The following is a 19,936-nucleotide window of genomic DNA, read 5'->3' as shown; positions in this document are numbered from 1 at the left end:
ACTCGATCATCGGGCGACACGCCCACCGCCCTCCACGTCCAGCACCCGGTCCAGAGATCGCGCGAGCGCGTCGGCCACCACGTCAACGACCTGCCGGTCATGCGCCCGGCTCACGAAGTTGGGTCCGATGCGCATCAGCACTCCCCGCCGGGCCATCTCACCGACGATCCTCTGGTCGACGGCGGCGTTCCCGGTGAACCGCAGGTACGGCATCTGGTCGTGGCCGTGGACCACCTTGTCCAGCCCCCTGCGGACGGCGACGCCGTCGAGGGCCGCGCGCAGCCGCCGCCCGGTCTCGGCGAGCCGTTCGTAGTGCCCGGGCTGGGCGTACTCGCGCAGGCACGCCTTCATCACCTCGTACACCAGGACGTTGCCGGACCGGCCGCAGCCGTCGTCCGGCGGCGCCTCGCGCATGACGTCCGCCCGCCCGGCCACGGCCGCCGCGGACAGGCCCGAGGCCAGCCCGTGGGAGAGGCAGACCAGGTCGGGGACGACCTCGTGCGCGGCGGCAAGCCCGCCGGGCAGCCGAAAGGCCGTGAGCCCTTCATCGAGCGCGAACAACGTGCCCCGGCGCGCGCACGCCCGCTGGAGGCCGCGCAGGAACCCCGCCGAGAGGGGGCGGTGGAGCGGCGCGGCCACAAGCACGGCGGCGAGCCCGGCCCCCTGCGCCGTGACCAGGTCGATCAGCTGCTCCTCGTCCGCGACCCCGCCCAGCGCGACGACCTCGTCGACCGCGGCGCCGTCGTGTCCGGCGCCGTCGTGTCCAGCGCCGCCGTGTGCGGCGGGCGGGGTGAGACGGCCGCCGGACGGCCAGGCCACCGGGCCCGCCGCCACCACCCGCGGGCGGCCGGTGAACCGGCGGGCCACCTCGGCGGCCACGCGGACCGCCTCGACCGCCGTCGGGACGAAGCGCACGCTGTCGGCCCCCGCGATGGCCTTGGCGATGAGCTCCGCGGCGACGACCCGGGCCGGGGACGCCGGTGCGAGAGCCAGCCCCTTGACCGTCCGCTCGCGGATGGTGCGGGTGACGGCGGGGTGGTCGTGCCCGAGGATCACCCCGCCGTCGCCGCACAGCAGGTCGATGTAGGGGAATCCGTCCACGTCCCAGACGACGGCTCCCTCGGCCCGTTCCAGGAACCGGGGCCGCGGGTCGTCCTCTGGGGCGGCGGGCGGATCCGCGGCGGGCTGCCCGGGGAGCAGCCGTGTCTCGTCGGCCAGGTACGCGGCCGACCGGGTCAGCGACGGGACGGCTCCGTCCCGGGGCAGGCCGAGGGCGTCGACGCCGAGAGAGTTCCGCTGCGGGACCAGGACCTTGTGCGCGCCCCGCTTGCGAAGCCACGTCCGGCCGATGTCCCGCACCACGATCTCCTCCGTCCACAGCGCGTTGTGGTGGACCCTGGAGGATTCGGCGATGACATGCTCGCGGATGCGTTCGTCCGGGCAACGGATCGGGTCGGACAGCGCCAGGGCCTTGGCGACGGTCGGGACCCAGCGGCCGGTCTGGTGGACGTGAGGACCGAGCGGCAGATGGTACGCCGCCCAACTCGCCGCGGTGAGGCGGCGCAGCGGGACCCTGGTGCCGAGGACGGTCTCCACCTCGCCCTCCCGGTCGAACGTCCCGCCCCGGGCGACGTGGTCGCTGGCGAAGCTGATCTGCGTGCTCTCCTGCTCGACCAGGTCCTCGATCAGCGCGTCGAGGTCGACGTCGCGGAAGAACTCCCAGTCGTCCTCCAGATGGACGCCGACCGGCGCGCGCTTGTGCGCGAACAGCACCGACAGCGCACCCTGGAGGCCCACGTGCCGGGGGAACTCCTCGACCACGACGGAGCAGACGCGGTCGTCGAGCCGGGGCAGGTCCCGCAGGAAGGCGCGCACCTCCTCGGCCTCGTCCTCGCTGACCGGATACGCCGGGTCGGCGGTCACCAGAACGCGGAAGCACCCGGAGTGGCGGACGTGCCGGAAGAACGAGCGGTACGTCCGGATCAGCGTCGGCCGCAGGGTGGAGGTCGTGGTGATGTCGACGCAGCCGGCCCGGATGCCGTCGTGAGCGCGCGCGTTCACGACGCCGACAGCAGCCGCGACGGCGGCGGATTCAGCGACCGCAGTATCTCCAGGTACTCCATGTCCGGCGGTGGCGGTATCCGCGGAACCTCCGGCGTGGAGATCCACTCCAGAGACGACCACCCGTGCGTCAGCTCCGGCCAGTCGGGCGTGCTCGGCCAGCCGTGCGGGTGCAGGAACTCCGGGCGGATCGGATCGGTCGGGAGCTGGTACCGCACATCGGCCGACACGCGGACCCGGTCGCTGCGGTTGGGTCTCGACCCATGCACCGTGAGGCTGTGAAAGATCACGATGTCGCCGAGCCGGTACTCGGCCGTGGCCCACCGCGGATCGTCGGGATCCACCCGCACGTACAGCGGACGCCTGCCGCCCATGTCCGGATCGGGCAGCAGGAAGCCCTCCCGGTGCGAGCCCGTCAGCACGCACAATCCCTGGTGCTCGGCCGAGCAGGGCGTGAACGGGAACCAGACCGTCAGCACGTCGGTGGCCACGTGCAGGACCACGAAGTCCTGGTGGGGACGGGTCAGGAAGTCCGCGGGTCCGTCCACGGGGAAGGAGATCCTGCACACATGCGCCGGATGGCTGAAGACGCGGCCGCCGAGCAGCTCGGAGGTCAGGTCCATCAGGATCGGGTCGTGCGCGAGCCGGTGGAAGGACTCGACGCTCTGCAGCGCGGCGTACTCCCGGGCCATGGACTCGTGGGTGAAGCGGCGGTCGCGGGACTTCACCCGGGTGGTGCCGGGATCGTCCAGCCAGCCGACCCGGTACATGGCGGCGCGCAGGTCGGCGGCGACCGCCTCGACCTTCGCCGGGTCCAGCGTCCCGGGCAGGTAGACGTAGCCGTCCTCCCGGAGCCGCCGGACCAGTTCGCCGGTGTCGTCGCGCACATCACTGGAATCGCGCAGCGCTTTCATGTTCGCACCCTCGTTCCGTCAAACCGTGACCGTCAGTAGAAACGCTCCCCGAGCAGGACCTCGCCTCCCGGCGCGCCGCATCCGTCGCAGGGTGTGCGCGCCGCCGGGACGACCCACCCGAAGACGCGCTCGCCGTCGGCCGCCGCGCATCCGTCGCAGCGCGCCGCCAGCACTCCCCCCTGCCTGAGCCCGGCGGTGCAGCGGCGGGCCGCCGACCGGCGCAGACGCTCGTCGTGGGCGGCCAGCTCGCCGCGCAACGCCGCCGGTTCCGGAAACCCGGGAAGGTCCGCCCGCTGCAGGGGGTAGCGGCGGGCGATGCGCAACCCCTCGTCCCGGACGCCGAGGACGAGCGGTACGCCGTGCCGCCGCAGCCGCCGCTCCGCACGCCGCCGGGCGCCGTGCTCGGGGCCGCAGGCCACCGCGCGGACGCGCACGCCCTCCTCCGCCTGCCGCGCCCGCCACCGCTCGACCCGTCCGTCGTCGTTGTCGACCAGCACGCCGACCTGCGTGTCGGCGAGCACCGAGGGCAGGGCCAGCCCGGAGCCGTCGCGGTGGTGCATGGCGACGAGGGCCAGCAGCTTGCCGGTGAACCCGACGTCGATCACCTCGGCGCCGACGCCGAGCCGGTCGCGGTACCGCTCGGACATGACGTAGAGCGTCGCGGTGACCGTGGGCCGCCCGTCGGGCAGGCAGCTGACGGTGAGGTAGGTGGTCCTGCCGTAGGAGGCGAGACCGGGCGTGCGCACGGTCACCACCGGAAGGCAGAGCAGCTCGTGCAACCGTGTGATCGCCGAACGGTGGCGTTCCAGCTCCTCCAGGGCCCGGTCGCGCGGGACCAGCTGCGTCACCTGGACGGCGGGCCAGATGTGACGATCCCGGAACAGCGGCTGGGCCCCGCCCGCCAGCTCGCGCAGCAGTCCCCCGACCGCCACGAGCGGCCCCTCGCCGCCGTGCTCGCGCAGCCATCCGACGCTGGCCGCCATGTTGTCGGGGGCGAGCACGCACGTCCCTCCCGCCTCGGGGACCAGCACCTCGAAGACGTTGGTGTATTCGCCGAACACGCTCTTGTACCTGGCGGCGGGCATGAGGAAGGGGTGTTCGACGATCCGGGGGGTCCACCACTGCGCGAGGAGCGACTCGAACGCCGACACCAGGCGGCGCGCCAGCCGCAACCCGGCGTCCTGCCACACGGGAATGCCCCGGCCGTACGACCCGGGCAGCACGAGCTGCGCGTCCTCCAGAACGCGCAGGTAGCCATCGCTGATCAACGCGATCCCTCCGCCGCCTCACCGGACCGCAGCAGCGCCGCCACGCGCAACGCCGCGTACCCCCACTGCGCGCTCCGGGCCACGGCGGACCGGCAGACGTAGGGCGCCAGCGTCTCCAGCACCCGCCGCCCGCGCTCGTCCGCCGCCGCGGTGTCCGGCTCGAACGCTTCGAGCAGGAGGAGCCGATCGGTCTGCCCCTCCGGCAGGACGGCCCAGCCGAGCGAGAACGACGCCCGCATGCCGCGCCGCAGCCAGGAGCGGCTCACGATCTCGAAGTCGGTCCCCCACGAACGCAGGAACCACTCGCCGCCGCCCGATGTCTTCGTCCGCAGCGGATAGCGGAACCCGCGCGGGGTGCCCGCGGGCACGGCGGGGACGGCCAGCAGCCGAGTGAAACCGGCCTCGGCCAGCGCCGCCGCGGCGCCCGCGCAGACCTCGTCATCGAACAGCGGCATCGACCACCTCGATCGATCCTCGCGCGGAGTCGAGCGCGACCACGCAGCCCAGCGGCAGAGTCGGCATCGGGTCGCAGTGGCCGGCCAGCACGCCCGCCACCACGGGGAAGCCCCGGGAGGCGTAGCGCTCGGCGACGTGGCCCCGCAGCTCCTCCTCGAACCCGGGGTCGGCCCGGAACGCGTGTCCGACGATCATCCCTGCCAGATCGTCCATGACGCCCAGCGCCTCCAGATGGGTCAGTAGCTGGTCGATCCTGCTCAGGGACGTCTGGACGGTCTCCCACAGCAGGACCGCACCGCGGAAGTCGGGAAGGTAGCCCGTGCCGCCCAGCACGGACAGGGTGTCGAGATTGCCGCCGAGGAGCGGTCCGGCCGCCCTGCCCTCGACCGGCCACGACCACGGGCGGCTGGGAGCGAGCGTCCGCGGCCGCGTGTCCCGCGAGTCCCAGAGCAGGAACTCGTCGGTCCATTCGGGCGGCTGCCGCAACGGCCCCGGCGGCTCCGCCCGGCACAGGACGTCCAGGAAGCCGTTCCGGGTGTAGGGGAGCGGGGCGGGGAACTCGCCGAACTCGGCCAGCAGCGTCGGGCCGTGGAACGCCACGACCCCGGCCTTGGTGACGCAGGCCAGCAGCAGCGCCGTGATGTCGCTGTACCCGACGATGATCTTCGGGTCGGCGCGCAGCGCGTCGTAGTCGAGCAGGGGCAGCACCGCGTTGCAGGTGTGTCCCCCGATCGTCGCCACGACCGCCCGCACCCGGGGGTCGCGGAGGAACTCGTTGAGCTCGTCGGCGCGCTCCCGGGCCGTGCCCGCGCTGTGGCCGGTGCCCCAGGTCCGGGAGCCTTCCCTGACCTCGAACCCCATGTCCCGCAGGGCGTCGGCCGCCCGGGCGAACCGTCGCGGTGCGACCGGAGCCCCCGGAGCGGATGGGCTGACCAGCCCGATGACGTCGCCCGGCCGCAGGCGCGGCGGCCGGGCGAGTTCCGTGCGCGCCAGAACCCGCCCGGCCATCATGCCTCCACGGCCTTGGTGAGGACCCAGGTCTCCCGCAGGGTCCGTGGACCCACCGGCCGCCGCCGGTAGTCGTCGTGGACCTCCACGCCGATGAAACCCGCGTCCCGCGCGAGCGACCGCAGCTGCTCCCGCTCGTATGCCCGCTGGGTGTGGTGCTCCTCGAACCGGGTGTAGGTCCCGTCGGCGGAGCGCACGAACAAGGTGATCAGGAAGTCGCAGCGGAACGTGTCCGGGTCGAACCTGTTCCGCCAGACGTACGCGAAATCCCCGAGGTCGTCGCCGTAGTGCGACGACCCGAACACCTCGCCCAGCTTGTACCGGGAGTTGACGTCGAAGACGAAGGTGCCGCCCGGCCGCAGCACCCGGTGCACCGCCCGCATCGTCTCCCCCACCTGGGCCTCGTCCAGCAGGTAGTTGACGCTGTCGAACAGGCACAGCACCGCGTCGAACGGTCCCTCGGCGGGCAGGTCGGGAAGCTCGGCCCGGATCAGGGCGGGCTCGGCGCCCAGTTTCCTCCTGGCCTGGTCCAGCATCCGACTAGAACGGTCCAAGCCGGTGACGGAGTAGCCCCGGTCGACCAGGCGCTTGAGGACCGTCCCCGTCCCGCAGCACACCTCCAGCACCTCACGCACCGGCACCGGGTCGGCGCGCCACTGCTCCTCGAGGAAGTCGCACCAGGAGTCGTAGTCGTTCTCCGCCGTCCACCGGTCGTAGACCTGCGCCAGGTGCTCGTACGGCTGCGCCGCCTCCGCGGCCGTCGTCGCCGTCATGGCTTGTAGACGTGGACCATCAGGTTCACCCCGCGGTCGGCCCATCCGGGCAGGCCGTTGACGGCGAGCTCCTGCTCCAGGGCGACCTCGAAGACGGCCGGATCGTCCAGTGCCTTGGAGATCTCGCTCATCGTTTCGTACGGGTAGGTGAAGTCCTCCGGCCCGGGGGTCAGCAGGGTGGTGACCCCGAAGACGCCGCGCACCTCGAAGCCCGCCTCGGTCGCCAGCCGGGTCAGGTCGGCGGCGGAGAACACCCGCAGCGCCGGGACGTGCGACGCCCACTGCACGATCGCCGTCTCGGCCAGCTTGCGGATCTCCTCAGGGGAGGCGTGGTCCCGGTTGAACTTCGAGGCGAGGGCGTTGGCGTACCCCTGCCCCATGATCAGGCCGTGCTTGCCGCTCTTCAGCGCCCGGTGCATGGTGGCGAACGCCCGGCCGGGGTCGGTGTTGAAGCTCAGCATGTTGTAGATGCTGACCACGCCGTCGAAGGCGTCGTCGGGCAGCTTTGGAGCGTCCTCGATGTCGCAGTGCAGTAGTTCGATCCGGTCGGCGACGTCCTTGTTCGCCTCCTCGCCCAGATCGCGCGCGGCCTTGTCCAGCATCGCCGCCGATCGGTCGGCGATGGTCACGCGGGTGCCGAGCTCGCGCACCAGCCAGCGGGCCCAGCGTCCGGTGCCGCCGCCGGCATCCATGACGTGGTCGCCGGGCCGCACGCCGAGATGGCGCCGGATCAGCTCCCGGATCACCTCGTCGCACAGCCGCCAGTACGACGCCTCGTAGAAGCCCTCCACGTTCTGGGCGTAGGGCTGGAAGAACTCCTCGAACTTCTCATCAGAGATCAACACCATGAATCCGGGTCCTCCTGTGTGGTGAGGGGGAAGCTGACGACGGGTCAGGGCTTGAGCGTCAGGTGCGTGCGCGGGAAGTGGCAGACGTCCCAGATCGCCGGCATTTCCAGCAGGCCTTGGAGCAGGCGCTCCCAGCCCAGGCCGAAACCCGAGCTGCGGCGCCAGCCGTCCAGGTCCCGCGTCTGCAGGTACGGCGCGTAGTCGTCGGGCGGAAGCTGGAAGATCTCCGCCTTGGCCGCCAGCTCGTCCCGCCCGCCGATCCGCTCGCCGCTGCCGACCACCTCGCGGTAGCCGGGCCAGATCAGATCGGTGTTGTGGGCGACCTTCGGATCGGAGCCGGGCACCTCGGCGTGGTAGAAGGGCACCTCCAGCAGCGGGAACCGGCTGACCGTCACCGGACCGCCGCAGATCCACGTCAGCCGGATCTCCTCCCAGCTGCCGAACGTGCCCTCCATGGTGAAGCGGCGGAACCGGTCCTCTCCGGTGTCCTCCAGGAGCAGGTCCAGAGCCTCGCGGAAGGTCAGGTGCGTGTACGCCGAGGGGGAGGTCAGCGCCGCCAGCTCGGCCATCCTGTCCGCGGGCAGGAAGTGCGCGAGCGCCTCCTCCTCGTACTCGAGCAGGTCGCCGACGATACGCGCGACGAGACCGATCGCGCAGTCCAGGTTGTCCTGCTGGGAGATCCGGCCCTCGAACTCGACGTGGTGGAACTCCGAGAGGTGCGAGAAATCGCTCTCCTCCAGCCGGAAGGAGTTGTACACGCTGTACACCTCGTCCACTCCCGGCTGTGCGAGCGCCAGTTCCAGATAGATTTGGGACGACTCCGACAAGAACGCGGGATTCGACAGGTCGAACCACGACAGGGTGATCGGACAGGTGTCCGTCGTGTAGCTGATCGCCTCCTTCCCGTGCACCGCCCCAGGCGAGGAGATCATGCGGGTGACCAGCGGCAGGAGGGTGAACAGCGCACCCCGGCCGGAGAAGTACGAATGCACCGTCGAGAAGATGCGGTGGTTGATCCTGGCGATGCTCGCGAAGGTCTCGCCGTCAGCCAGGTCCTGCACCCGCCGCTGGAATTCGGCGACCGGAACCTCCAGTTTCCTGACGTCCTCCACGGGTTCGCTGACACGGTTTCCGCGAAAGCGAATTCGACCGTCGTCCAGTGCCTCGTACGGACCCAGCAATTGATGCCCCTTCCCCAGGGTGGTATTTCTGATCGCCCGCGCTCGCCGGGCAGCGCGCACCGTCGCGCGCAGCGGCACATGTGCAGTTTGAAACGAGAGGGGTCCGGCTATCCGGCGGACCCGGGATACGGTTCGGCCGTTTACCCCGAGACCGTCCGGCAGGAAGCCCCCGGCTCGCTGTGCGTGTTCATCGGCACCATTGGACGGTCACGTCACCGACTGGAAGAGAGAGGACGCCACATAAGCGCGTGCACCCCATCCTGAACCGGGAAACATCAAGCTCGAACTCCCGCACCGACCATTTGAGGAAGCCGCTCGTAAACGTACGAGCGGCAAGACCTAACGGACGAGACGCCGAACCACCTGATCACACAGGTGTACGCACATCTCTTGCGATATCAGACTGACCATAACCACACGAGACGAGTGATGTCGAGAGCCCAGATGCCCAAAGTTCACCCGGTGTTCGTGGCAAGACTCACATTCGCAGGCAGGCCCCCGCATCACATTGACTGACCCCCATTTACACGCGGCCGAGCCCAATGCCGTCCCGGCCGCACCCATCCCCCGGGGCATGAGACAGCCCCCATCAAGCTCGGCAACATTACCACTCCTTTAAGCTCTACCCGCCTTCACGCCGCTCACTCCCGACAAGCACGGGTGACTTGCGAAATCGCCTGCCCCCGGCGGAACCCCAGGGCCGGCCCGCGTCTCCGCTCAGATCATGCGGTGGTGACGCGGGACACCTGCCAGGGAGCGTCAGGGGACGGACGGGTGAGGGTGACGAACGCGATGGCCCGCACGGTGCGGCCCTTCCATTCGTCGCGGCCGGTGGGGGTCACGGTGACCTGCCACTGGCGATACGCCATGGTGGGCGTGTCCGGGTCGAGGTCTCCCTCCGGCTGCCGCAGCTCCAGACTGACCTCGGCGTAGGCGCGGTGGTCCCTCCACTGCTGCGGCAGCGGGCCGACGGCCTGCTCGGCGGCGACGCGGGCGGCGTAATCGGCGGTCAGGTAGGGGCAGGCGCGCAGGTAGGCGTCGCGCTGGCCGCGGTCGATCGCGGAGTCCACGGTCCACATCACGGTCACCGCGGCCCGGGCGACCGCGGTGGCGTCACGCCGGTCGATGTCCTGCGGATCCGGCAGTCCGCCCTTGGGGGTCTTGGACGGCGCCGTGGGCCGGCAGGCCGTCGGCGTGGGCGACGGGGTGGCCGTCGTCGCGGCCGTCGCGGGACGGCGGGGCTCCTGCGTTCCGCACGCGGTCGCGGCCATGGCCAGCGCCGCCGCCAGGGCGGGCAGGAGACCCGGCCGCCGGGAAAGGGTCATGGCTTGTGGTCCCTCTCTCGGTGGGTCAGGGGAGGACTGAGATGTGGACGTGGTCGAAGTGGTTCTGGGTGAGGCTGCCGCGGTCCTCCATCAGCCGCCAGCCCTCGTCCGCGCGGGACGGGTTCCAGATGCGCTGCCGGTAGATGATGTAGTAGATGCCGAGGTTCTTGGCGTTGGCCTGCGCCCAGGCGGCGATCTCGCTGCCGAGCTGCGCCTCCGCCGCCGTCGGCGCACCACTGCTGATCATGAAGTCGCAGGCCCGGCCCAGCGGGTGTTCGCCGCCGCCGGTGATGCCCCCGTCGGAGCGGTAGCAGCCGATGCCGCGCGGCACCTTGAACAGGGCCTTGATCTGGTCGCGGACGCAGCGCATCCGGTTGGTGATGTTCTCGGCGCCCATGGCCGCCCCCGCGGGGCACTTCGTGCCGGGGGGGTAGTTCCCCGTGGCCTGCGGTCCCGGCTCGCACGCGGCTGCCGACCCGTTGTCGCCGCCGACCTCGAAATTTCCCTTGGCGTACTTCTCGGCCCACTCCAGGACGTCGTCGACGTACCAGTCGGCGTGGTTGTAGGCGAAGATCGCCTTGCGCATGTCCTCCGGTGCACCGCTGGCCTTGAGGTAGTTGGCGGCGCCGGGGATGGCGTCCGCGGGGTCGTAGCGGTCCTTGCGGCCGTCACCGTTGCCGTCGACCCCGTAGGCGTTCCACGTGGACTGCAGGAACTGCATGGGACCGCCGGCGCCGGCGGAGTTCTCACCGGTCTTGACACCGGGCAGGTTGGAGCGGCCGTGGTCGGTCTCCACCTTGCCGATGCCCGCCAGAACATTCCATGGAATGCCGTACTTCTGCCCGGCCTGCTGATAGAGCCGCAAATAGTTGCGGGGGATGGAGTTCGCCTCCTCGGACGCCTCGGGTTGATTGGCGGTTCCACCTGACGAGCACGCGCCGGCGGCGCCGCCGCCGAACAACAAGGTGACCATCAGTACAAAGGTGATGACAAATGCGAGTCCGCCGCCGACCACCGCGGTGACCGGTGAAAAGGAGCCGTCATCGGTAAAGCGGAGCCCACCGCGCCAACGCAGGAAGGCGGCGACACGACCGGCATGACAGCTCATGGCAGGCCTCCAGGGGGTGGCCCGGCGGCGCCGGGCGGACGAGGGGCGGCCCGACCGTGTCGCCTCGGCGCGCCGCACCGCCGGGCACGGCGCCGTGCGCCGCGCACCGCGGCCGCGACGGTCGCGCACGCTTCGGAACGCCTGCCGCTGCGGGCGTACCGGTGTATGTAGGGGGTCAAGGCTCGCATCGACATGTCCGACGCAGCCGGGCGCGGTGGCGTTTCACGGCTTCCGGGACGGGCTGCGCGCCGGCGGGCGCCCCGGAGTTCGGGGAGGTGCCGCGGGCAGGGCGCGGCCCGCGGGCCGTCCCGGGGCCCGGCGCCGCGGCCCGCGGCCTTGGCCCCCGCCGGGACGAATGACATCGATGCTGGTCAGCCATCCGCATGGGGGTCGGCGAATCTTGCAGCCACGAATAAGAATCGCCCCTCACCTGTGCTGACCAAGGGAGGTGGCGCCCCTTGGCCGACCGCCGATTGACTTGCCCTGACCTCCTTCAACAGGCCAACTGTACTGTAACGGTACAAAAAGCCCGCGATCATGGCGCGCCGATGCTATAGCATGCCGACCTGCCCTGGAGATGCCTTTTGAACCAGGGGACATCCTCGGTGCGTCGAAGGGACTATGACCATGAATGGTGTCCCCTTGGACGGTTCCGGGCCGCGTTACCTCGTACCAGGGGCGACCACCTACATGACGGGCAGCCCGCCGAGTGCCCAGAGTGACCAGCCCAAGGTGCGGCCGCATGTCGTGCTCCAGCCTCGCCAGGGACCGCCGCCCACCAGCCAGCTGGGGCTCTTCCGGTACAGCGGACCCGGCCCCGCGTGGTGGTTCACCAGCTGCCACGGCGGCGCGGGAACGTCAACGGTGGCCGGCATCGTTCGAGGCGGGATGGCCTCTGGCCAGTACTGGCCGGTACCCGACCCGCCCGCGTACGCCAACGTCGTGCTGGTGGCTCGCGGCCACGCGGGCGGTCTGCGCGCTGCTCAGGCCGCCGCGCGGCAGTGGGCCGGCGGCGGACTCCCGACCGTGCGCGTGGTCGGCCTGGTGGTGGTCGCCGACGCACCCGGCCGACGGCCGAAACCGCTGCGGGAGTTGCTGCATCTCATTTCGGGTGCGTTCCCACAGGTTTGGGAACTGCCCTGGGTCGAAGCGCTGAGGCTGGGAGAACCACCCGACCAGATCCAACTGCCGTCGGCGTTCTCCGAGCTTGCCGCCGATCTCCAACGCATCGTCACTGGAGGAACGCATGTTTAGCACGCTGTTCACCGCCGCGGGAGACGTGCTTCACACCGTGGCCGCCGACGTTCCCAACCCCGGGCAGGGCGAGGCTCCGCCCGGGGCCGACCAGCTGCTGAAGATCCTGCGGTGGGTGGCATGGGTCGTGTTCGGCCTGTGCGTCGCGGGCGTGCTGATCGCGGCGGGCCGGATGGCGGTGATGCACCGCCACGGTGAGGGCGGCGCGCACGCGTCGGGGCTGGCCTGGGTGGCCGCCGCCTGCATCCTGGCCGGTTCGGCGTCCGCGCTCGTGGGTGCCCTGGTCGGATGACCGAGCAACACTCGAAGACCGATGACGGGCTGGAGGACTCCAGCCCGTTCCGGCGTCCCGCCTTCCTCATGTCGGCCGGGTTCCTGGCGGTCGTGGCGGTGCTGGGCGCGGTGACCTTCATCCGCAGTCCCGCACCGCGCTCCGAGCAGTCGACCGCCCCCCAGGCCAGTGCGACCACCGCGAACGGCGCGCCGCAGGCTCCCGCGAACGGCTGCAGTCCGGGTGACACCTCACAGCAGATCCCGACGGCAGCGCCCGCCGGGATCACCTGGCAGGTGTACAAGACGATGGCATTGCCATACTCGTCGACAGCGGGCCCTCTCAACGTCAGTGCCGACGGTGAGGTGGCCCGCTGCTTCGCGCATACCCCGGTGGGGGCGCTGATCGCCGCCGTCCACCTCAGTTCCCGCTACGTCTTCTCCCGCCAGTGGCGTGTCATCGCCAACGAGCAGGTGGTCCCCGGTCCTGGCAGGGACGCCTACCTCAAGCTGCGCGGGAACCGCGGCGTCGACGCCGTGACGCCCGGCAGTCTAGGGCAGATCGCCGGGTTCCAGTTCGTCACCTACGACCCGCAGACCGCGGTCGTCCAGCTCGTCATGCGCTTCTCCAGCGGCCAGATGTCGGTGAGCGCTGTCACCGTGAAATGGCAGGCCGGCGACTGGAAGCTCGAGCTCAAGCCGAATGGGTCACCGTCGAACTCACAGCAGCTGGTCTCGTCACTGGCCGGCTTCACTCCCTGGGGAGGTGTCTGACATGTCGGTCGTCGCAGCACAGGCCGCCGCCGATGCGGGCTGCGGCCTCGTGCCCGTCCTCCCCTGGTGCCTGGACGACACGGCCAAGGCGGTCGGCGGGGCGCTCGCCGGGTCCATCGTCGACATGGTCGCCGAGTCCTTCGCCGACGCCGCGATCGAGATCCTCAAGGTGCTGCTGACGTGGTGGGTCAAGGTTCCCAACCCCACCCTCAGCGAGAACCCCGACGACCCCGTCTACTTCATGCGCGAGCGGACCGGTTGGCTGGTCACCTGGGTCGCCGTGCTGGGGCTGCTGTTCGCCGCGGGCAAGACCGCCTGGCAGCGCCGCGGCGAGCCGTTCCGCGAGGCGTTCTCCGGGCTGATCACCATGGTCGTCGCCGTCTTCACGGTGACGGCGGCGGTGCGGCTGGCGATCGAGGCGGGCCACTCCTACTCGGTGTGGATTCTGGACGCCTCCACCGAAGGCGACGTCGAGGGCAACCTCGGCAAGATCGGCGCGCTGTTCGGCACGGCGCTGCTGCCGGCGATGCCGGCGGTGATCCTCATCGTCGCCCTGCTGGCGATCCTGTCGTCGGTGATCCAGCTCGCCATGATGGTGGTGCGCAGCGCGATGCTGGTACTGCTGGCCGGGGCGCTTCCGCTGGCGGGCGCGGCCAGCATCACCCCGCAGGGCCGCGCCTGGTTCCGCAAGCTGATCGCGTGGCTGGTGGCGTACCTGCTGTACGAGCCGGTGGTGGCCACCATCTACGCCGTCGCCTTCCGGGCGATGCACGGCGACTCGATGGCCCAGCTCCAGGGCCTCATCCTGATCATCATGGCGGTGCTGGCACTGCCCGCGCTGATGAGGTTCATCGTGCCGATGGTGTCGTACACCGGCGGTGACGTCGCCGAGCGGGCGGCCAGCGCGGCCGCCGACTACCTGCCGCTGGGCGCCCGGATGGTGAACAACCTCCGGGGCGGCGGCGGAAACAACTCCTCGGGCGGCGGAGGCGGTGGCCCCTCCGGCGCCGGCCCGACCGGTGGCGGCTCGGGAGGCGGTCCCTCCGGCGGAGGATCGACGCGGCCGAACGGTCCGTCCGGTTCGGGCGGCGGAGGCGGCGGCGACGACGACAACCCGCCGCCGTCCGGCAGCTCCGGCAGCTCCGGCGGCTCCGGCGGCTCCGGCAGCTCCGGCGGCTCCGGCGGCTCCGGCGGCTCCGGCGGCGGAGGTTCCGGCGGAGGTTCCGGCGGAGGCGGCGGTTCCGGCGGCGGACCGGCGAGCGGTGCCGCAGGCGGCGCGGGCGCGGCCGGCGGTGCCGGCGGCGGTGCGGGCGCGGCCGGTGGTGCCGGCGGCGGTGCGGCCGCCGGTGGTGCGGCCAGCGGTGCGGCCGGTGGTGCCGGCGGCGGTGCGGCCGCCGGAGCGGCGGCCGGTGCCGCAGGGGGCCCGGCCGGTGCGGCCGCCGGAGCGGCGGCGGGCGCCGCCAAGGCGGCCGCCGACAAGGCCGCCGACACGGCACGCAACGCGGCGAACAACGCGGCCGACGAGGGAGATGGTCCGAGTGGCAGCAGATAACCGTGTAGAGCGCACCTACGGCAACTGGCGCAAACCCGTCTCACCCGGCATCGGCCGGCTCGGGATGCTCGGCACCGGCATCCTCATGCTCGGCCTGGTGACGATCGCCCTGTCCGCGATGCTGTCGCTGTGGGCCGCGGTGATCGCGGCGGTGGTCTTGGGCGTCGTGATGCTGCCCCTGGTGATCCAGGACCGGCACGGCCGTACGGCCCTGCAGGCCGCCACCGCGCGGATCGCCTGGTGGCGCGGCCGGTCCCGGGGCTGGCACCTGTACCGGTCCGGGCCGCTGGGCATCACCGCGCGCGGCAGCCACCGCCTGCCGGGGCTGATGGCCGCGTCCCGGCTGGTGGAGGCGCAGGACTCCTACGGCCGCCCGTTCGCGATGGTCATGATCCCGTCGACCGGCCACTACACCGCGGTGTTCGAGTGCGCCGCCGACGGGGCGGCCCTGGTCGACCAGGACCAGATCGACACCTGGGTCGCCTACTGGGGGCAGTGGCTGGCCTCTCTGGCGTTCGAACCGAGCCTGGTCGCCGCCAGCGTGACCATCGAGACGGCGCCCGACCTGGGCTACCGGCTCCAGCGGGAGGTCGAGGGCAATGTCGACCCTAACGCCCCGGAGCTGGCCCGGCAGACCCTGGAGGAGATCGCCCGGACCTACCCGGCCGGCAGCGCCCAGGTCTCCACCAGGGTCGCGGTCACCTACTCGGCCGCGCCGCGGCCGGGCGCCAAGCGCCGCACCATGGAGGAGATGGCCCGCGAGATCGGCACCCGCATCCCCGGGCTCACCGCGAACCTGGCGATGACCGGCGCCGGAACCGCCCGTCCGCTGACCGCGACGGAGCTGGCCAAGGCCGTGCGGGTGGCCTACGACCCGGACGCGCAGTCGCTGCTGGAGACCCTCGGCGACGAGGAGATCAGCTGGGACAACGCCGGTCCCGTCGCGGCGCAGGAGTACTGGGACCGGTACGTCCACGACTCGGGCGTCTCGGTCACCTGGGGCATGTCGGAGGCGCCGCGCGGCGAGGTGCTGTCCAACGTGCTGACCGGGCTGGTGTCCCCGCACCGGGACATCGCCCGCAAGCGCGTGACGCTCCTGTACCGGCCGTACGACCCGGGCGCGGCGGCCAAGATCGTGGAGCGGGACCGCAAGGACGCCCGGTTCCGCATATCCGGCGCCCAGACCGCCGCGCGGGACGCGGTCGCCGTCGCGGCGGCGGACCAGTCCGCCCGCGAGGAGGCCAAGGGCGCCGGGCTGGTGCGGTTCGCGATGCTGGTCACCGCCACGGTGCGGTCGGTGGAGGAGCTGTCGCTGGCGACCGCGGCGATCGATACGCTCGCGCCGCCCGCCCGGGTGCAGCTGCGGCGCATGTACGGGTCGCAGGCGGCGGCGTTCGCGGCGGCCCTGCCCCTCGGCATCGTGCTGCCTGACCACCTCCAGGTTCCTGCGATGGTGCGGGAGGCGATGTGAGCACCTCAACCGATCCGCTCTCCCACCCGGCCGCGGGCATCGGACCGGCGGCAGGCGACGAGAACCGCAAGAAGAACAAGAAGAAGGCGAAGAAGAAAAAGGGCGACCACGCGTCCGAGCGCAGGTCCCCCGCGGCGCCCCGGCCCGGCATGCGCGGCTTCGCCGGGCGGGGCGGCGGCCGCGCCGGGTACGTGGAGGCGCCGCCGGAGTGGCGCGGCACCACCGTCCAGGTGTGCGGCCTGTGGCCGTTCGGCGCCGGGTCGGGCACGCCCATGGTGGGGGTGCCGCTCGGCCGGGAGCTGATGGGCGGGACCACGCTGTGCTGCGACCCGATCTCCTGGTTCCAGCGCGCGGGGCTGATCCACAACCCCTCCGTACTGGTGCTGGGCAAGCCGGGCCTGGGCAAGTCGACGCTGATCCGGCGCATGGTGGTGGGGCTGACCGGCTACGGCGTGTTCCCCATGGTGCTCGGCGACCTCAAGCCCGACTACGTCGACCTGATCCGCGCGCTGGGCGGGCAGATCATCAAGCTCGGCCGCGGGCTGGGCTCGCTGAACGTGCTCGACCCGGGGGAGACGGCCGCCGCCGCGGCCAAGCTGTCCGGCGACGCGCGCGCCAAGCTGGCGGCCGACGCGCACGGCCGTCGGCTGAACATGGTCGCCGCGCTGGTGACGGTCCTGCGCGGCACACCCATCGCCGACACCGAGCGCACCATCCTGAACGCCGCGCTGCGGGTGCTGGATGAACGGCACAAGGGCGTGCCGATCCTGCCGGACCTGATCAAGGTGATCGACGAGGGGCCGGAGCGGCTGCGCAGCGTCACCCTCGCGCGGGGCAGCGAGGAGCGCTACCGCAAGGCCGTGGACCCGCTGCACGCCTCGCTGCTCGGCCTGCTGGACGGGCCGATGGGGGAGACGTTCGCCCACCACACCACCACCCCGATCAGGCTGGACTCCCCCGGCGGCGTGTGCATCGACATCAGCGGGATCGACGACGCCGACGCCGAGCTCCAGGCGGCCGTGCTGCTGGCGTGCTGGTCGGACGGGTTCGGCGCGGTGGAGGCCTCCCATGCCCTGGCCGACCAGGGCTTGGGCCCCCAGCGGCACTTCTTCGTCGTCCTCGACGAGCTGTGGCGGGTGCTGCGCGCCGGACGGGGCCTGGTGGACCGGGTGGACGCGCTCACCCGCCTCAACCGCCAGCGCGGGCTCGGCCAGGCGATGATCACGCACACCATGGCCGACCTGCTGGCGCTGCCGGACCCCGCCGACCAGCTCAAGGCCAAGGGCTTCGCCGAACGCGCGGGCATGGTCATCTGCGGCGGCCTGCCGCAGGCAGAGATGCCCATGGTCAACGAGGTGGTCCGGCTGTCCACCGCCGAGCAGAGCATGATCGTGGACTGGTCGACGCCGCCGTCCTGGGACCCGACGCTGAACCGGGACGGCGAGCCGCCCGGCCGGGGCAAGTTCCTGGTCAAGGTCGGCGGCCGTCCGGGCATCCCGTTCAAGGTCGAGTTGACCGCCGCGGAGCGGGAGGTCAACGACACCAACAAGCGCTGGGCGCACTCCAGCACCAAGCCCAAGCGCCTGTGATGTGCGCCGTCGACGCCGCTCTCGTCACCGAGCCCCGGTGACGAGAGCGGCCGTACACGGCGGAGGCTGTGGGATTCGAACCCACGGAGCCGGGGCTACCGACTCAACGGTTTTCAAGACCGTCGCACTCGTCCACTATGCGAAGCCTCCAGTGAGCAGCCCCCACGATAGCGCCAAGCCCGAGGTGAGGTCACAGGCTTTGCGGGCGCGACGGTGCCGCAGGGCAGGCCGGTGGCGCCGCAGGTCGGACGTGGGGCCGACAGAGCCAGACCGTTCGCGGCATTCACCCTGAATCCCATCGAAATCCTCCGTATCCTCGTCCGCATGTCGCAGACACCCAACGATCCGGCAGGGTCGACGCAGCAGTTCCAGAACTTCCAGCAGCAGGCGCAGCCGGAGAAGGTCGCCAGGGTGAACGTCGGCCTCATCGCCGGCATCGTCGCCGTCGTGGCCCTCGTCGCGATCATCGCGATCGCCATCGGGATGACGATGTGAGACCGGGACGACCCGCCGTCCACGCGCCGGTGGCCGTGGAACCCCGCCGGCGGGCCGCTCAACCCCGGTCACCCGAGAAGCACCCGCGCTCCCTCTCACCCTCTCTCTGACTCTGGCCGGCCCCATGCCGCCCCTCAGCCGCCGGACACCACCTCAGCGACAGAGGGCGATGCACCCGCGCCGACCGCCTGCATCCGCTGTGGACCGAACGTCCGACGCAAACGACAGCGCAGAAGAGCCCGCTCATCGAGCCAACAAGGCCCACCGCACCCGGCACGTCGGCCGCTTGCGGCGCAGTGAACCGCATGCATGAAGCGCGTCCCCGGCGGCGACCGCGCCTTGGTTCACCGAGAGCATGTGTCGGCGTCTTCAGAGCAAACGCACTCGGCATCACCGCCGCCACATCTGCTTCAGGTCGAACGTCTGGCGGAAATGGCGGTGCAGGTGAGCCCACTGATCGAGCCGACCAGGTCGCTACGCGTGCAGTGGCCGCAGTGCTGCGGGCAGGTGGGCAGCAGTTCGGCTTGGGGTAGCCCGGCTGCGAGCGCGGCGCGGGCATCCACACCGCCTACGGGATGAGCGAGACCCTGCGGCGGGTGCGTCTACGACGGCGTCCGCGCAAGGGGCGGCGTCGGCGGTGACCACGCCTGCCGAACCTGCACTGCCGCCCGGCTTCGGCCCCCTGGTAGGCACGTCGGCGACGGCGACGCGCACATCGCATGCCATCCCGCGGCGGACGCGGGAACGCCGGGCTCGACCGAAGGAGCCCGGCGCTCCGCGCTGAACATCGCCGCAACTACCCGGCGATCCGAGCGCGGCGGTCGGCGTCCGGCTCAGCGGAGGCCCTCCACCGCCACGGTTCAGATGCGCCACGCCCCTGGGGATGCCCAGCGACAAAGCCCCCAAATGCCACACAACTGCACCTTTATCGAGAATCACCTGTATTCAGGCCGACGCCCCTCGATCGTTGCCATCGGCGAGCGGCACGGCACCCCCGGCCATGCCGCCGCCGCGCCCGATTCGCGGTGATCCGCTCGGTCTGCTCGCTGACGTGCCGGTATCACAACGGGCGGTGATCGGTTGTGCGGGTCTTGTGACGGCGCCGTCCAGGGACGGGAACCGCCGCGAAACCTCGCCGTCCTACGGTCGGCCGCGAGAACCTCGGATCAGACAGACGGGAGGCCGGTCTTGAGCATCTACGACTCGATCGGTGGCGCGGCGGCCGTGGCGGCGGCGGTGGACGACTTCTACGCCCGGCTGCTGGCCGATCCCAGCCTCGCCCCCTTCTTCGCCGACACGGACCTGGCCCGCCTGAAGTCCCACCAGCGGTCGTTCATCGCCGCCGCCATCGGCGGATCGGAGATCTACAAGGGCCGCGACATGGCCGCCGCGCACGCGGGCTTGAACATCTCCGACAAGGACTTCGACGCCGTCGTCGGCCACCTGGTCGAGACGCTGCGCGGGCTGAAGGTCCCCGAGGACACCATCGGCGAGATCGGCGCGAAGCTCGCACCGCTGCGCGCCGACATCGTCAGCGTCGAGGAGAAGGCCGGCTGACCGCGCTTCGGCGGGACTTTCCGCCGAAGCGC

Annotated in this window: 18 protein-coding genes and 1 tRNA gene; 8 read left to right on the top strand and 11 right to left on the bottom strand. The window is 71.5% G+C overall.

Annotation, left to right across the window (positions count from 1 at the left end; translation table 11 throughout):
- Positions 1 to 6: 6 nt before the first annotated feature.
- The 10 genes from QSK22_RS14230 to QSK22_RS14185 all read right to left on the bottom strand — a co-directional run bounded on the left by QSK22_RS14230 (position 7) and on the right by QSK22_RS14185 (position 10,807).
- A complete protein-coding gene (locus QSK22_RS14230; protein ID WP_285494602.1) occupies positions 7 to 2,061 on the bottom strand; it encodes an aminotransferase class III-fold pyridoxal phosphate-dependent enzyme in 2,055 nt (684 codons plus the stop codon).
- Positions 2,058 to 2,975 carry a phytanoyl-CoA dioxygenase family protein gene (locus QSK22_RS14225; RefSeq protein ID WP_285494601.1) on the bottom strand — a complete coding sequence of 306 codons (918 nt, stop codon included), beginning with the start codon at positions 2,973 to 2,975 and terminating at the stop codon, positions 2,058 to 2,060. Before QSK22_RS14225 ends, QSK22_RS14230 begins: the two co-directional genes overlap by 4 nt.
- Positions 2,976 to 3,007: 32 nt before the next feature.
- Positions 3,008 to 4,243 carry a hypothetical protein gene (locus QSK22_RS14220; RefSeq protein ID WP_285494600.1) on the bottom strand — a complete coding sequence of 412 codons (1,236 nt, stop codon included), beginning with the start codon at positions 4,241 to 4,243 and terminating at the stop codon, positions 3,008 to 3,010.
- On the bottom strand, positions 4,240 to 4,698 hold the full coding sequence (locus QSK22_RS14215) for a hypothetical protein (RefSeq protein WP_285494599.1): 459 nt from the start codon (positions 4,696 to 4,698) through the stop codon (positions 4,240 to 4,242). The genes QSK22_RS14220 and QSK22_RS14215 overlap by 4 nt, the downstream gene beginning before the upstream one ends.
- Entirely contained in the window at positions 4,682 to 5,707 is a 1,026-nt protein-coding gene (locus QSK22_RS14210) for a S66 peptidase family protein (RefSeq protein ID WP_285494597.1), read from the bottom strand. Before QSK22_RS14210 ends, QSK22_RS14215 begins: the two co-directional genes overlap by 17 nt.
- Positions 5,707 to 6,480, bottom strand: a complete 774-nt coding sequence (locus QSK22_RS14205; RefSeq protein ID WP_285494596.1) for a class I SAM-dependent DNA methyltransferase — start codon at positions 6,478 to 6,480, stop codon at positions 5,707 to 5,709. Before QSK22_RS14205 ends, QSK22_RS14210 begins: the two co-directional genes overlap by 1 nt.
- On the bottom strand, positions 6,477 to 7,328 hold the full coding sequence (locus QSK22_RS14200) for a class I SAM-dependent methyltransferase (protein WP_285494595.1): 852 nt from the start codon (positions 7,326 to 7,328) through the stop codon (positions 6,477 to 6,479). Before QSK22_RS14200 ends, QSK22_RS14205 begins: the two co-directional genes overlap by 4 nt.
- Before the next feature lie 44 nt (positions 7,329 to 7,372).
- Positions 7,373 to 8,440: an amino acid--tRNA ligase-related protein gene (locus QSK22_RS14195; protein ID WP_285494594.1), complete on the bottom strand. Its 1,068-nt coding sequence runs from the start codon at positions 8,438 to 8,440 to the stop codon at positions 7,373 to 7,375.
- Between the two features lie 791 nt (positions 8,441 to 9,231).
- A complete protein-coding gene (locus QSK22_RS14190) occupies positions 9,232 to 9,834 on the bottom strand; it encodes a hypothetical protein (RefSeq protein WP_285494593.1) in 603 nt (200 codons plus the stop codon).
- Positions 9,835 to 9,859: 25 nt separating this feature from the next.
- Entirely contained in the window at positions 9,860 to 10,807 is a 948-nt protein-coding gene (locus QSK22_RS14185) for a lytic transglycosylase domain-containing protein (RefSeq protein ID WP_285494592.1), read from the bottom strand.
- 756 nt (positions 10,808 to 11,563) lie between these two features.
- Here QSK22_RS14185 and QSK22_RS33765 point away from each other — a divergent pair.
- From QSK22_RS33765 to QSK22_RS14155, 6 genes are read left to right on the top strand one after another with little or no spacing between them, the layout of a single operon-like run.
- Complete coding sequence (locus tag QSK22_RS33765; RefSeq protein WP_352231449.1) at positions 11,564 to 12,196, top strand: DUF6668 family protein; 633 nt, start codon at positions 11,564 to 11,566, stop codon at positions 12,194 to 12,196.
- On the top strand, positions 12,189 to 12,488 hold the full coding sequence (locus tag QSK22_RS14175; RefSeq protein ID WP_285494589.1) for a hypothetical protein: 300 nt from the start codon (positions 12,189 to 12,191) through the stop codon (positions 12,486 to 12,488). The genes QSK22_RS33765 and QSK22_RS14175 overlap by 8 nt, the downstream gene beginning before the upstream one ends.
- Positions 12,485 to 13,240: a DUF8175 domain-containg protein gene (locus QSK22_RS14170; protein WP_285494588.1), complete on the top strand. Its 756-nt coding sequence runs from the start codon at positions 12,485 to 12,487 to the stop codon at positions 13,238 to 13,240. The genes QSK22_RS14175 and QSK22_RS14170 overlap by 4 nt, the downstream gene beginning before the upstream one ends.
- 1 nt (position 13,241) lies before the next feature.
- Positions 13,242 to 14,792, top strand: a complete 1,551-nt coding sequence (locus QSK22_RS14165; protein WP_285494586.1) for a hypothetical protein — start codon at positions 13,242 to 13,244, stop codon at positions 14,790 to 14,792.
- Positions 14,779 to 16,263 (top strand): SCO6880 family protein, encoded by a 1,485-nt coding sequence (locus QSK22_RS14160; RefSeq protein WP_285494585.1) that lies wholly within the window; start codon positions 14,779 to 14,781, stop codon positions 16,261 to 16,263. The genes QSK22_RS14165 and QSK22_RS14160 overlap by 14 nt, the downstream gene beginning before the upstream one ends.
- On the top strand, positions 16,260 to 17,852 hold the full coding sequence (locus QSK22_RS14155; RefSeq protein WP_285494584.1) for a putative type IV secretion/conjugal transfer ATPase: 1,593 nt from the start codon (positions 16,260 to 16,262) through the stop codon (positions 17,850 to 17,852). Before QSK22_RS14160 ends, QSK22_RS14155 begins: the two co-directional genes overlap by 4 nt.
- Before the next feature lie 60 nt (positions 17,853 to 17,912).
- Here the strand turns inward: QSK22_RS14155 and QSK22_RS14150 are convergent.
- Positions 17,913 to 18,002 (bottom strand) — tRNA-Ser (locus tag QSK22_RS14150).
- Positions 18,003 to 18,176: 174 nt separating this feature from the next.
- Here QSK22_RS14150 and QSK22_RS14145 point away from each other — a divergent pair.
- Positions 18,177 to 18,347, top strand: coding sequence for a hypothetical protein (locus tag QSK22_RS14145; protein WP_285494583.1), 171 nt, complete (start codon positions 18,177 to 18,179; stop codon positions 18,345 to 18,347).
- 1,188 nt (positions 18,348 to 19,535) lie between these two features.
- Entirely contained in the window at positions 19,536 to 19,904 is a 369-nt protein-coding gene (locus QSK22_RS14140; RefSeq protein WP_285494582.1) for a group I truncated hemoglobin, read from the top strand.
- The last annotated feature ends 32 nt before the right edge of the window (positions 19,905 to 19,936 follow it).

It is taken from the genome of Actinomadura sp. NBRC 104425 (assembly GCF_030269545.1).
Classification (GTDB): domain Bacteria; phylum Actinomycetota; class Actinomycetes; order Streptosporangiales; family Streptosporangiaceae; genus Spirillospora; species Spirillospora keratinilytica.
Note: the sequence above shows the minus strand (reverse complement) of the source record. Positions and strands in the feature narration are given on the sequence as shown.

Bases quoted from the DNA above. Each gene is read 5' to 3' on its own strand.
- QSK22_RS14225 (WP_285494601.1), bottom strand. From the start codon at position 2,975: ATGAAAGCGCTGCGCGATTCCAGTGATGTGCGCGACGACACCGGCGAA.
- QSK22_RS14215 (WP_285494599.1), bottom strand. From the start codon at position 4,698: ATGCCGCTGTTCGATGACGAGGTCTGCGCGGGCGCCGCGGCGGCGCTG.
- QSK22_RS14210 (WP_285494597.1), bottom strand. From the start codon at position 5,707: ATGGCCGGGCGGGTTCTGGCGCGCACGGAACTCGCCCGGCCGCCGCGC.
- QSK22_RS14205 (WP_285494596.1), bottom strand. From the start codon at position 6,480: ATGACGGCGACGACGGCCGCGGAGGCGGCGCAGCCGTACGAGCACCTG.
- QSK22_RS14200 (WP_285494595.1), bottom strand. From the start codon at position 7,328: ATGGTGTTGATCTCTGATGAGAAGTTCGAGGAGTTCTTCCAGCCCTAC.
- QSK22_RS14190 (WP_285494593.1), bottom strand. From the start codon at position 9,834: ATGACCCTTTCCCGGCGGCCGGGTCTCCTGCCCGCCCTGGCGGCGGCG.
- QSK22_RS14185 (WP_285494592.1), bottom strand. From the start codon at position 10,807: ATGGTCACCTTGTTGTTCGGCGGCGGCGCCGCCGGCGCGTGCTCGTCA.
- QSK22_RS33765 (WP_352231449.1), top strand. From the start codon at position 11,564: ATGACCATGAATGGTGTCCCCTTGGACGGTTCCGGGCCGCGTTACCTC.
- QSK22_RS14175 (WP_285494589.1), top strand. From the start codon at position 12,189: ATGTTTAGCACGCTGTTCACCGCCGCGGGAGACGTGCTTCACACCGTG.
- QSK22_RS14170 (WP_285494588.1), top strand. From the start codon at position 12,485: ATGACCGAGCAACACTCGAAGACCGATGACGGGCTGGAGGACTCCAGC.
- QSK22_RS14165 (WP_285494586.1), top strand. From the start codon at position 13,242: ATGTCGGTCGTCGCAGCACAGGCCGCCGCCGATGCGGGCTGCGGCCTC.
- QSK22_RS14145 (WP_285494583.1), top strand. From the start codon at position 18,177: ATGTCGCAGACACCCAACGATCCGGCAGGGTCGACGCAGCAGTTCCAG.